Genomic DNA, 12,955 nt, shown 5'->3' with positions numbered 1-12,955 from the left:
TGTTGGATTAATCTGATAGACGACGGGGCCAGCTGAAAAAAACAAAAAAGGAGCTTTTACAGCTCCTCCAGTTTCTCTGCGGTTACTTCCGCTTTGATTTTGGTTTCAAGTTCGTCCATGAGGTCGGGATTGTCAAGGAGCAAGTTTTTCACGGCATCACGGCCTTGGCCGAGTTTGGTGTCTCCATAGCTAAACCACGAACCGGATTTTTTGATAATATTGAAGTCTACCCCCAAGTCAATGATCTCGCCAGCTTTGGAGATACCTTCGCCAAACAAGACGTCAAACTCGGCAACACGGAAAGGGGGAGCGACCTTGTTCTTCACAATCTTCACCTTTACACGATTGCCTGCTACCTCATCTGCATCCTTGATTTGTGCCATGCGGCGGATGTCCAGACGCACGGAAGCGTAGAACTTAAGGGCGTTTCCACCGGTGGTTGTTTCAGGATTGCCAAACATGACACCGATTTTTTCGCGTAGCTGGTTGATGAAGATGCAGCAGCATTTGGTCTTGGAAATGGTGCCGGTGAGTTTCCGCAAAGCCTGAGACATCAAACGGGCTTGGAGGCCCATTTTGGAATCCCCCATTTCGCCTTCAATTTCACCTTTAGGAACAAGCGCAGCGACCGAGTCGATGACGATCACATCAATGGCTCCGGATCGAATCAAATTGTCCGCAATTTCCAACGCTTGCTCACCATTGTCAGGCTGGGAGATTAATAAATTTTCGATGTCTACGCCGAGTTTTTTTGCGTAATATTTGTCAAAGGCATGCTCTGCATCAATAAATGCCGCAATGCCGCCTTTTTTTTGGGATTCGGCAATGATGTGTGTGGCCAAGGTAGTTTTACCGGAAGATTCGGGGCCGTATATCTCGATAACCCTGCCTTTTGGCACGCCACCGATACCTAATGCGATATCCAAACCAATGGAACCAGTGGAAATAGCGTCAATAGGTTCTACCGCAGCATCACCCAACTTCATGATGGTGCCTTTTCCGTAAGATTTTTCCAGTTTATCTAAAGTAAGCTGTAAAGCTTTTAATTTTTCTTGGTTGCTCATGGTTTTAGTAATTATTCGGTCAAAGGTAACGCTAATTTTGATTAAATACTAATTTTTTTCGATTTTTATAGGAAATCAGCTATTTTTTTGTTTATGACTTCCGATCCCAATATCACTGCCGTTTATCAGGGCTTCGCCCCGAAATTCTTCAGGATTTCGCTGCGCTCAATTTCCGATTCTTCTCATAATACCTACACATTCCTGTAATCGGGCATTCCTCGCACTTGGGCCTACGGGCTACACAAATGTATCGCCCGTGTAAAATTAGCCAATGATGGGCAATCGCCAAAGTATCTTGAGGTAAATAGTTGACCAATTGTTTCTCGACGGCGAGCGGTGTTTTTGCGTTGTCGGTGAGCCCAATGCGATTTGCTACTCGAAATACATGCGTATCTACGGCAATTGCTGGGGCTTGATACACTACAGATGCAATGACATTGGCGGTTTTACGGCCCACACCGGGTAATTTTTGGAGATCTTCAATCTTTTGTGGCACTACGCTGTCGAAATCATTGACAAGCTTCTGTGCCATGCCTACCAAATGCTTTGCTTTGTTGTTGGGATAGCTTACGCTTCGAATATACGTATATACTTCATCAGGGGTGCTTGCAGCGAGGCTTTCTGCATCGGGAAAACGGTTAAACAACGCGGGGGTCACCTGATTGATTCGCTTGTCTGTGCATTGCGCAGAAAGAATCACGGCAACGAGCAACTCATAAGGATTGCTGTAGTTTAATTCGGTCTGTGCATCTGGGTTGTGCGTGGAAAAATAGGCCACAAAAGCCTGATACCGTTCCTTTTTGCGCATATGCTGTTTCGCTCATGTCAACGGCGTACGCCAAGCCTTGGAATAGGAAGAAATTTTCGTGATGCTTCCCGGATGTGGCTGGCGGAGGATGGTGTCCATTTTACTTTTGATCAACTCATAGAATAGTTGATCATCAACATCTAACCGAATAGTTTCCTTGTCTAGTCTTTTGATGATCCCGCGAGCGGGGCTTTTGGTGGTATACGTTTCTGTCATAAGCATCCGTCATTAGTTGCTATATGTATATTATAACGTCCTAAATGGTGTATTAGTATGGTACTGGGAATGCGCCTTCGGGATTATTTCTTTTTTTCGGATTCTGTCGCTTGCGCTGCGGCGAGTTGGAGTGCTTTATATGCATTTACGATACCTCCCGTTACGCAGACGTCGTTCATGGACACCCGCATAGTCCGGCCGTCAGGCCCCGTTATCTTCACCCGTTGGTCGACGCGTGTGACCGATTGCATGATGATGCGTTTTACTTCCATAGCAGGGAGCTGTGGATAGTAGGATCGTATTAGCGCGGCAAGACCGGCTACAACAGGGGCTGCCATGCTGGTTCCTTGCTGGTCTTTGTACGTTGAGCCCGGCATGGTGGAGTGGATATCGACACCGGGAGCGCAAACATCCACGGATCGGCGACCGTAATTGGAAAACGAGGCTAGTAAATCGCCATCGTTTTTCCAAGAGGTAGCACCTACTTCTATCCATGCATCGGCTTCTCCTTTATTGATACCTAAGCTGTCTACATAGTTGCGGTTGGGGAAGTTGGGATTGGCGTCGTTGTCCTGTCCCTCGTTTCCAGCGGCGTGTACCAAGAGCACATCATTTTCCATCGCAAATTGTACGGCATCATCGACGACCTGTTTGTCTTTGGCAAAGGCTTTGCCAAAGCTCATGTTGATGACTTTAGCGCCGTTTTCCACAGCATATCGGATGGAATTGGCTACGTCCTTGTCGCGCTCGTCACCATCCGGCACGGTACGTAATACCATGATGCGTACATCGTCTGCCACGCCTTTAATGCCAATGTCATTGTTGCGTACAGCGCCAATGATGCCGGCTACGTGGGTGCCGTGCTCAGCATCAGGTCCAACGACGTCTGGGTTGCCGTAATGACGTTCCCGGCTGTTTTCGTAATCGTCACCGACAATGGAACGGGAGTCATATGCTTTGTTGAGGTGGTAGTCAACTTGATTGTTGAAATGGGTTACCCCTTCTTCCAATTCCTCGTAAAACTTCGGGAAATCCGGTTTGTCTTTCAATTCTTTTCTGACAATTCGCAAGGCCATTTTTTCGAAGTCGCCATCCGGCCGATAGCTGTCAAAATCGGCAAGTGTGGGGTTTTCCTTGCCAATGCGGGTGACTATCGTGTCTATTGTGCGCTTAAGGCCGGTGTAACTGATTTGACCAAACCGGGCCTCCTGCATTTTGTTGGCATAATAAGTGACCATTTTTTGGTATTCCTGAAACTCACGGCGTTCTTCTCCATCCATGGGAGTAGTGGGAAGGACAGATACATACTTAGGCTCCAAGACCCGAACTAAACGCGTTACTTCCAGGTTGTCATATTGTACGTTTTCGCCATTGGCATTACCCAAAAAATTCCAGCCATATTTGTCGTTAATATAGCCGTTACCATCTGCGTCGTCGCCCGTTGAGGCGCTGTCTTTTTCATTTATCCAGATGATGTCTTTCAGGTCTTCGTGGTTTACATCCACACCGCCATCGATTACAGCCACGACTACCGGGGTACTCTTTTTGTCTTTCAATAACAACTCATAAGCTTTTTCCGTACTGATACCCATTACGCCATCCTGCTCATAATCCAGGTTGAACCAATTGGCTGGCGGAGTGTCTTTCGCTTGTCCGAAAGAAAATAGGGGCAACAAGAAGATGAGGAATGCTTTGAGCAGTTTATGAAACGCCATATAATGGTTTTTTTAAGTGTGCGGGCAAATATACTGTTTATTGCTACGACGTAATTGTTAAAATTTGATAAATATCGAGACGAAAAGTTTAATTGAAGAATTATAATTCTTTCATTTGTAATGGAAGTAGACGTTATGTGTAATACGTTTGCTTATGTATTTTGTCTTGAATTGGTACTTTTGACAGCGATTACTGCCATGGATAAAAAATTTACTTATATATTGCTAATGAGCACGATAGTTACTTCCTGTACGCAAACCAACGTTAGTCGGACACCCTATGAATGGCCGGATGCTGTTGCACCGGTAGCGGATGTGAAACCCCATATCCGGGCGCTGCATGGTGATACAGTAATGGATAATTATTACTGGCTGAACGATTATTTTAAAAAGGGCGCAGATTCGACGGCGGTCGTCGCCTACCTTCAAGCGGAAAACGAGTATACGGATACGATGATGAAGGCTACGGAGCCGCTGCAAGCCAAGCTGTTCGATGAAATGAAAGGTCGTATCAAGGAGCAGGACGAGTCGGTGCCTTATTTCAAAAACGGCTATTATTACTACACCCGTACCGAGGAGGGCAAGCAATATTATAAATACTGCCGGAAGAAAGGCTCGTTGGAAGCGGCTGAGGAAGTGCTTCTTGATGTCGATGCCTTGGCCGCAGGACATCCGTATTATGCTGCGGGTGGATTCAACATAAGCCCGGATAATAAATTGCTGGCTTATGGCGTGGATACCGTATCACGACGCCAGTATACCATCCATGTCAAAAATCTGGAAACCGGCGAACTATTGACGGATGCTATTCCAGCCACATCTGGCGGATCGGTATGGGCCAATGACAACCGGACGCTTTTTTATACCAAAAACAACCCGTCTACGTTGCTCACCGAAAAGATTATGCGGCATACATTGGGCACGGATAGCCGGGAAGATGCTACGGTATACCATGAAACGGATAATACAAACTATATTGGTGTGGGGAAAGCCAAGTCAGGTAAGTTCATCTACATCTATTCGGGTGGCACGCTGTCATCTGAAACCCGTTATTTGGAAGCGGACAATCCATTAGGTGCCTTTAAGGTGTTTCAGCCCCGCATGAAGGACGTGCTGTATAACGTGACGGCACTGGAGGACCGTTTTCTCATTGTGACCAATCAAAACGCTACAAACTTCAAATTGATGGAGTGTCCGCTGGACCAAACGGGCGTAGCGAACTGGAAAGAGGTGATTCCTCATCGGGAGGATGTGTTGCTGGAAGACGTGGATGAGTTTAAGGATTTCTTGGTAGTGTCCGAACGGAAGGATGGGCTTACCCAATTGGCTATCCGCAACTTGAAAGATGGTAGCGCACATTACCTTGATTTTGGTGAGGAAGCATATACGGCATATCCTTCCACCAATCCGGAGTATGAAACGACTACGCTGCGCTATGGTTATACGTCGCTCACCACACCATCATCCACATACGACTATGACATGCATACCCGTGAAAAGACCTTGCTGAAACAACAGGAGGTAGTGGGAGGTTATCAGGTAGCGGATTATGTGACCGAACGTTTGTATGCCCGCGCAGAAGACGGTACCCAGGTGCCTATTTCATTGGTATACAAAAAAGGATTCAAGAAAGATGGCAGCGCACCCTTATTGTTGTATGGATATGGTTCGTATGGGGCGACAATGGATCCGACATTTAGTTCGAGCCGGTTGAGTTTGTTGGATAGGGGTTTTGTGTATGCCATCGCGCATATCCGGGGCGGGCAGGAAATGGGGAGGCAATGGTATGAAGATGGAAAAATGATGAAGAAGGAAAATACGTTTACCGATTTCATTGCATGTGGACAATTTCTGACGGAGCAGCAGTATACGGCTCCCGAACACCTATATGCAATGGGTGGTAGTGCTGGTGGATTATTGATGGGGGCAGTGGCCAATATGGCACCCCTCCTTTGGCACGGTATCGTTGCGCAGGTGCCATTTGTGGACGTAGTCAATACGATGCTTGATGAAACGATACCGCTTACAACCAATGAGTATGATGAGTGGGGAAATCCCAACGAGAAGGCGGCTTATGACTACATGAAAAGCTATTCGCCGTATGAAAATGTGGAGGCTAAGGATTACCCGAATATATTGGTAACTACTGGTTTGCATGATAGCCAGGTGCAATATTTTGAGCCTGCTAAATGGGTAGCCAAATTGCGTGCTATGAAAACCGGCAATAACGTACTTCTCCTAAAGACTGAAATGGACTTCGGACATGGCGGGGCATCCGGACGGTTTGACTACCTCAAGGAAGTGGCGTTGGAATATGCATTTTTATTAGCACTGGAAGGGATTACGGAGTAGGAGAAGGGGTGCTTTTTCCTTGTGCTTCTTTTTTTTGTAATTCAAAATTTTCAACAGCGTTCCGACTGGCCCTTGAGGAAGCGAATATGGCTCCGGCGGTGAGGATGATAACGATGATGATACCCCATATCCCTTTACGCTTATCCTGTTTCATCAGCCAAACGAGGAAAGCGATGAGCGGTATGGCAAAAATAACGATAAAAAACCAACTGGTTCCAGTCATAGTGCCGCAAAGGTCGGAAGAAAACCCATGGAATGCAAATATGGTTTTTTAACTTTGCTCAAATGAAACAGGACAGTACGACAAGATTTAGTAGCCGCGTGGAGGATTACGTGAAGTATCGGCCACACTATCCCGCAGAAGTTATTGCTTTTCTTCAGGAAACCTATGGCTTGGCTGATGGTCATGTGATTGCAGATATCGGTAGTGGAACGGGCATTTCCGCTGAGTTATTTTTGAAAAAGGGATATACGGTAATTGGTGTAGAGCCAAATCAGCCAATGCGTGAGAAATCGATTCAGCTCCTTCAGGGCTACCCACGTTTCACCGCATTGGATGGGACGGCCGAAAATATTCCTTTAGCCGATCAAGCAGTAGATGCCATCCTGTCCGGCCAAGCCTTCCATTGGTTCGATCGGAGGAAGGCCAAATCGGAATTTAAGCGAATACTGAAGGCTAATGGCTTCGTGGTGCTTATTTGGAATGAGCGGCAGGAAGATGACGATTTTGGGAAGGCTTTTGAAAGATTGGTTATTGACCATGCGCAGGACTACCAGCGAGTAGATCACCGGAATATCAGCGAAAAGGAAATAGGAGATTTTTATAGCCCTAAAGCTTACCAGCTAAAGGCGTTTCCTAATGCGCAGCAACTTGATTATAACGGATTGGAGGGTAGGTTATTATCCTCTTCTTATATGCCCCAAAAGAATAGTGAGGGATATTCAGCCATGGTGTCAGCACTTCGGGAGTTGTTTGATAAATATGAAGTAGCTGGACAGGTAACTATTGCCTATCTAACCAAAGTTTATGTAGGGCAAATGTAAATGTAATATTAATTCGTCAAAAAATATACAATGAAAGAAAAAAAACCTATATTTGGCACCCAAATTGCAATAGGGCTGCAATAGCTTTAATGATGAACACAAAAACTATAATCGCAGTATCTACCATGTCGTGCTTCCAGCATCGCATGATGTGTTTTTTGTGTGAAAACTCAACTGCCGAGCGACCGGTACTTCGATTCCGACGACCCATATTGCCCCGGGCTTAATAGTGGGGCATCCCTTTCCGAAAACGTACAGTAATTAGGTCCGATAACTGTACATCATCAATGACATTTAGCGTTTTTTAACATCATTAAAAACATACAACTTCGGTTGGCTGTTTTCAGTTTTTGGGGTCCTTCATTCAATGGAACTTTCAGATTTTTTGGTAATTCCTGCAACCGAACAGCATGTTGGTTATGCCGAGCAGATTTGCGATGAGATGGCTGAGTCTGCAAAAGCCAGGGGCACGGGCATCGCCCGCCGCAGTCCGGAATACGTGGCAAACAAGATGCGCGAGGGCAAGGCTGTGATTGCATTGCGCAAGTCAGACAATGCATGGGCTGGTTTTTGCTACATCGAGACGTGGAGTCATGGAGACTTTGTGGCTAATTCGGGTTTGGTGGTCAATCCCGAATTCCGGAAGGTAGGCTTGGCCAAGGCCATAAAAAAGCGTATCTTCGACCTCTCTAGGGAAAAATATCCTAAAGCGAAGATATTCGGACTGACCACTGGATTGGCAGTGATGAAAATCAATTCTGAATTGGGGTATGAGCCGGTGACTTATTCGGAACTTACGCAGGATGAAGAATTTTGGAAAGGTTGCCAAAGCTGCGTCAACTATGATATTCTGACCAGTAAGCAACGCAAGAATTGCATGTGTACGGCCATGCTGTGGGATCCCGTGGAGAAAGAAAAAGAATTGCGTGAACGGATCGAGATGAAAGCCAAAGCAAAAGAACGGTTGAAACAAATTACCAAAAAGTCGTCGCTCTTGAAGCGCATCGAGGCAAAATTGTGGAAATCCACCAAGAAGATGGTTACCGCCTTTATCGCCCGGCACCCGAAAGCGGTATAGTCACATAACTCAATAAATAATAATGAAGAAAGTCGTATTAGCATTTAGTGGGGGGCTTGATACCTCATTTTGTTGTATTTATTTATCCAGGGATCTGGGTTTAGAAGTGCATTCGGTCATCGTCAATACCGGTGGATTCTCATCGCAAGAACTGGCGCAAATTGAGAAGCGGGCTTATTCCCTCGGCGTCAAATCGCACGCCGTGGTAGACGAAACACAAAACTATTACGACAGCAGTATCAAATACCTTATTTTCGGCAATGTATTGAAAAATGCCACATACCCGCTTTCAGTAAGCGCCGAGCGGGTGAGCCAGGCCACGGCTATTGCCAATTATGCGAAGCAAATAGGTGCGGAATACGTGGCGCATGGGAGCACCGGGGCCGGCAATGACCAGGTGCGGTTTGATATGATTTTCAATATTCTAATTCCGGAGGTGGCAATCATTACACCTATCCGTGACCTGAAATTGAGCCGAGAGGAAGAAATCGAATATTTACATAAGCATGGTGTGGAATTCAGCGCCGAAAAGGCGAAGTATTCAATCAATAAAGGTATATGGGGCACTTCCGTAGGTGGAAAAGAAACGCTGACATCCCATGAGACGTTGCCGGAGGAAGCGTGGCCCACACCCGCGACTTCAAACGAACCCCGCCGCATCACCATCGACTTCGAAAAAGGTGAGCCCGTGGCATTGGACGGTGAACGTATCGGCGCGGTAAGGGTGATTCAGGAATTGCAGGCCATTGCCCAGCCGTATGGTATCGGAAGGGATATCCACGTAGGCGACACCATCATCGGTATCAAGGGCCGGGTGGGCTTCGAGGCTGCGGCACCCTTGATCATCATAAAGGCGCACCATACACTGGAAAAACATACGCTGACCAAGTGGCAGTTGAGCTGGAAAGACCAACTGGCTGCATTTTATGGTAGCTGGATGCACGAAGGGCAGTTACATGACCCCGTTATGCGTGATATCGAGGCGTTCCTGCAAAGCGCCCAAGAAACCGTTACCGGCAAAGTCATCGTGGAATTGCACCCTTACCGGTTCGTTGTAATCGGTATTGAATCGGCACACGATCTGATGTCCAGCAAATTTGGAAGCTACGGCGAAATGAATAATACTTGGACAGGCGATGATGTGAAAGGTTTTTCGAAAATATTTGGCAACCAGGTGTCCATTTGGCATAAAGTAAATGCGAAGTAGGATGGAACGCGGATTCAAGCTCAAAATAGGCATCATAGGTTCGGCGGGTTATACCGGTGGCGAATTGCTGCGCATCCTGATTTATCACCCTGATGTCGATATCGTATTCGCACATAGTGCCAGCAATGCAGGCAACAAGGTATCAGATGTGCATGCTGACTTATTCGGTGATACCGATTTGCGCTTCAGCGATACCTATCATGATGATATCGACGTATTGTTTCTCTGTGTGGGGCACGGTGACGCGCGGAAATTTTTGGAGGCCAACGCCATTGACCCGCGTGTCAAGATCATTGATCTCTCACAGGATTATCGATTGAGTACCCATACAGCATATCAAGGGGTGTCTTTTGTGTATGGCTTGCCCGAGCTGCAACGTGAGGCCATCCGTAATGCACAGTACATTGCCAATCCGGGGTGTTTTGCTACTGGTATCCAACTGGCCCTATTGCCGCTGGCAGCTAAGGGATTGTTGCCAAACCAAATCCATATCAATGCAACAACGGGTTCTACAGGTGCTGGACAAAAACCTTCCGCTACCTCGCATTTCAGCTGGCGCAACAATAACCTGTCAGCCTACAAAGCTTTTGCGCACCAACATCTGCAGGAAATAAGTGAGTCGTTGGAAAAACTACAGCCAGGTTTCCTGCCTGAAGATGAAAGCGTATTATTGAAAAAAGCGCAACAACGCATCAATATCATCCCCCAACGAGGTGATTTTACACGGGGTATCTTATCCGCCATTTATCTGGATAGTGACCTCGATGAAGTGGAGGCTGTTGCCTTATACGATGCGTATTATGCATTGCATCCCTTTACCCACGTAAGCGGGGCAAACATCGATTTGAAACAGGTGGTGAATACCAACAAATGCATCCTGCATGTTGAAAAACATGGCAACAAGCTCTTTATTGTGAGCATTATTGATAACCTGCTGAAGGGGGCCAGCGGCCAAGCCGTTCAGAACATGAACCTGCTATTCGGGCTTGAAGAGACCGCAGGTTTACGATTGAAAAGCGTAGGATTTTAGCATAGGCTGGGCACAAGCTTGCGGATCAAACCGCAGGCTTATGCCGAAATACTTCATCCAGACTTTCAAAAATCGCGCGCTTGGCTTTTTCTAATTCGATTTTACTGTGCGCAGCAGAGACAAATCCGACCTCATAACCTGAGGGGCCGAGGTAAATGCCTCGGTTAAGTAATTCGCGGTGAAAGGCTTTATAATACTCCATACTGGCCGGATCGATATCACCTGCAGCCCGGATATGTGCTTTATCTGTAAAGGCAAACCAGAAAATTGAACCTACATTGAAGATATTGACCCGGTAGTTTTTGGCTTTTACATACCGCTGGATGGCTCCTGTGAACTCTTCTGCCTTGGTATTGAGGTTTTTATAGAAGTTGCTCGTACGCAGCTCGGTGAGCTGTGCGATCCCAGCCGCCATGGCTACAGGATTGCCGGATAGGGTGCCTGCTTGGTAGACGCCGCCATCTGGAGAGATAAGACGCATCAACTCGGCAGAAGCGCCATAAGCACCTACAGGCATACCGCCTCCTATGATCTTGCCATACGTGATGATATCTGGTTGTATGTCATAGTGAGCGGCGGCACCCTCAAAGCCCAGGCGAAAGCCGGTGATGACCTCATCGAAAATAAGCAAAGAGCCATTTTCCTTGGTGATATCCCTCAGAAATTGGATGTATTCCTTTTCTTGGATAAGCAGGCCATTGTTGGATGGAATCCCTTCGATGATGACCGCTGCAATCTGCTCCTTAAAATCCGAAAAAACAGTTTCTAATGCTGTCCGGTCGTCCAAGGGGATGACGATGGTTTCATCTGCAAATGCTTTGGGCACACCAGCAGAAGACGTTTCGCCAAAGGTAACCAACCCTGATCCGGCTTTGACCAACAACGAGTCTGAATGGCCGTGGTAGCAACCTTCGAATTTGACAATTTTATCGCGGGCGGTATATCCGCGGGCCAAGCGAATGGCAGACATCACTGCTTCGGTGCCGGAGCTGACAAAACGGATTTTTTCGATGTATTTGTTATGCTTGATAATCAGCTCGGCAAGTTCGTTTTCCAAGGCAGTCGGGGCACCGAAACTTAGTCCTTTTTCCAATGCTTTGGTCACCTTTTCCCGTATTCTGGGATGGTTGTGCCCCAAAATAAGCGGGCCCCATGAACAGCAGAAATCGATGAACTGATTGCCATCTGCATCCCAAAGAAAACAGCCATCGCCGCGCTCAATGAATAAAGGCGTGCCATATACCGATTTGAATGCCCGCACGGGCGAGTTGACCCCACCGGGAAAGTAAGTTTTGGCCTTCTCATAGAGTTCGGCAGACTTCTCTCGGACTATATCCCCTTTTTTCCCGGACGAAGGCCGGGGTTCGTCGTTTCCGCCGAAAGCTTTTTTGAGTGAATTTAGCATTATAAATTTGATCGTGTTTGTCCTGAGATTCTTAAAGCCATTTCTTTGCTAACACTTCCTTGGCGTGGTAGGTGAGTATGGCGGTGGCACCTGCCCGCCTTATGCCCGTGAGGACTTCCATGGTGGCCCGTTGTTCATCGAGCCAACCGTTGCGGGCCGAAGCCTTGATCATGGCGTATTCGCCGCTTACATTGTATGCGGCTATTGGAAGGTCAAAATTGTCTTTAAGCAATTTGATGATATCCAAATATGCCAACGCTGGTTTCACCATGAGGAAGTCGGCACCTTCTTGCGTGTCCAATTCGGCTTCAATCAAGGCTTCCCGCTGATTTGCCGGATTCATTTGATACGTTTTTTTATCCCCATGTTTTGGGGCCGAATTTAGGGCATCGCGAAAGGGCCCGTAGAATGCACTGGCGTATTTGGCGGTATACGACATGAGGGATACGTTGGCAAAGCCGTTTTCGTCCAACACATTGCGGATGTAACCAATACGGCCGTCCATCATATCCGAGGGAGCAACAATATCTGCGCCGGCTTGTGCATGGGCCAGAGCCATCTTGGCTAGGATAGCGAGGGTTTCGTCATTAAGGATTTCGCCCTTCTCGACAAGGCCGTCATGGCCGTCGCTGCTATACGGATCCATAGCCACATCGGTGATGATGCATGCTTCGGGGAAATGCCGCTTTACTTCGCTGATGGCACGGAGGTACAAACTTCCTTCCCTGTAGCTTTCCGTAGCATACTTGTCTTTGCGTGATTCATCGATGTTGGGAAACAGATCAAATGCACGTAATCCGAGATTCATGCACGTTTCTACTTCATGCAATAGCCTATCAATGGAATACCGGTAAATACCAGGCATAGAAGCTACTTCGGTCTGTAAATTATTTCCGTCGATGATAAATAGAGGAAATATGAAGTTGGCGGCGCTTAACTGCGTCTCTTGCACCATATCGCGTATAACCGACGATTTGCGGTTCCTTCTGGGTCGTATCAACATGTGTGTTTAGTATCTTTTTTTAATCCGTAACAT

The 12,955-nt window shown here is 47.0% G+C and carries 12 protein-coding genes; 5 read left to right on the top strand and 7 right to left on the bottom strand.

The genetic code is table 11. From position 1 onward, the window contains the following. Nucleotides 1–56 precede the first annotated feature (56 nt). From recA to BMW65_RS19110, 4 genes are all read right to left on the bottom strand, one after another. Nucleotides 57–1,064, bottom strand: a complete 1,008-nt coding sequence (recA, locus tag BMW65_RS19125) for a recombinase RecA (protein ID WP_090607900.1) — start codon at nucleotides 1,062–1,064, stop codon at nucleotides 57–59. A gap of 148 nt (nucleotides 1,065–1,212) precedes the next feature. Next, on the bottom strand, nucleotides 1,213–1,872 hold the full coding sequence (gene nth / locus BMW65_RS19120; protein ID WP_090607898.1) for an endonuclease III: 660 nt from the start codon (nucleotides 1,870–1,872) through the stop codon (nucleotides 1,213–1,215). A gap of 12 nt (nucleotides 1,873–1,884) precedes the next feature. Further along, nucleotides 1,885–2,088, bottom strand: a complete 204-nt coding sequence (locus BMW65_RS19115) for a hypothetical protein (protein ID WP_143053933.1) — start codon at nucleotides 2,086–2,088, stop codon at nucleotides 1,885–1,887. An 83-nt stretch (nucleotides 2,089–2,171) separates the two neighbouring features. Beyond that, nucleotides 2,172–3,803 (bottom strand): S8 family peptidase, encoded by a 1,632-nt coding sequence (locus tag BMW65_RS19110; RefSeq protein ID WP_090607894.1) that lies wholly within the window; start codon nucleotides 3,801–3,803, stop codon nucleotides 2,172–2,174. Between the two features lie 228 nt (nucleotides 3,804–4,031). On the opposite strand from BMW65_RS19110, the gene BMW65_RS19105 reads away from it, so the two are divergent. Then, entirely contained in the window at nucleotides 4,032–6,155 is a 2,124-nt protein-coding gene (locus tag BMW65_RS19105; RefSeq protein ID WP_245747694.1) for a S9 family peptidase, read from the top strand. On the opposite strand, the gene BMW65_RS19100 is transcribed toward BMW65_RS19105, so the two are convergent. Then, on the bottom strand, nucleotides 6,145–6,378 hold the full coding sequence (locus BMW65_RS19100; RefSeq protein ID WP_090607892.1) for a hypothetical protein: 234 nt from the start codon (nucleotides 6,376–6,378) through the stop codon (nucleotides 6,145–6,147). The genes BMW65_RS19105 and BMW65_RS19100 overlap by 11 nt on opposite strands. A gap of 62 nt (nucleotides 6,379–6,440) precedes the next feature. Between BMW65_RS19100 and BMW65_RS19095 the strand changes: the two genes are divergently transcribed. From BMW65_RS19095 to argC, 4 genes are all read left to right on the top strand, one after another. Continuing rightward, nucleotides 6,441–7,199, top strand: a complete 759-nt coding sequence (locus BMW65_RS19095; RefSeq protein ID WP_090607890.1) for a class I SAM-dependent methyltransferase — start codon at nucleotides 6,441–6,443, stop codon at nucleotides 7,197–7,199. A 367-nt stretch (nucleotides 7,200–7,566) separates the two neighbouring features. Next, nucleotides 7,567–8,277 (top strand): N-acetyltransferase, encoded by a 711-nt coding sequence (locus tag BMW65_RS19090; protein ID WP_090607888.1) that lies wholly within the window; start codon nucleotides 7,567–7,569, stop codon nucleotides 8,275–8,277. Between the two features lie 19 nt (nucleotides 8,278–8,296). Beyond that, nucleotides 8,297–9,484: an argininosuccinate synthase gene (argG, locus tag BMW65_RS19085; RefSeq protein ID WP_245747701.1), complete on the top strand. Its 1,188-nt coding sequence runs from the start codon at nucleotides 8,297–8,299 to the stop codon at nucleotides 9,482–9,484. A gap of 1 nt (nucleotide 9,485) precedes the next feature. Beyond that, nucleotides 9,486–10,514, top strand: a complete 1,029-nt coding sequence (gene argC, locus BMW65_RS19080; protein ID WP_090607884.1) for an N-acetyl-gamma-glutamyl-phosphate reductase — start codon at nucleotides 9,486–9,488, stop codon at nucleotides 10,512–10,514. A gap of 25 nt (nucleotides 10,515–10,539) precedes the next feature. On the opposite strand, the gene hemL is transcribed toward argC, so the two are convergent. After that, a complete protein-coding gene (hemL, locus tag BMW65_RS19075) occupies nucleotides 10,540–11,919 on the bottom strand; it encodes a glutamate-1-semialdehyde 2,1-aminomutase (protein WP_090607882.1) in 1,380 nt (459 codons plus the stop codon). Nucleotides 11,920–11,950: 31 nt separating this feature from the next. Then, nucleotides 11,951–12,922, bottom strand: coding sequence for a porphobilinogen synthase (gene hemB / locus BMW65_RS19070; RefSeq protein ID WP_090607880.1), 972 nt, complete (start codon nucleotides 12,920–12,922; stop codon nucleotides 11,951–11,953). Nucleotides 12,923–12,955: the final 33 nt, after the last annotated feature.

Source organism: Parapedobacter koreensis (assembly GCF_900109365.1).
Lineage (GTDB): Bacteria > Bacteroidota > Bacteroidia > Sphingobacteriales > Sphingobacteriaceae > Parapedobacter > Parapedobacter koreensis.
Note: the sequence above shows the minus strand (reverse complement) of the source record. Positions and strands in the feature narration are given on the sequence as shown.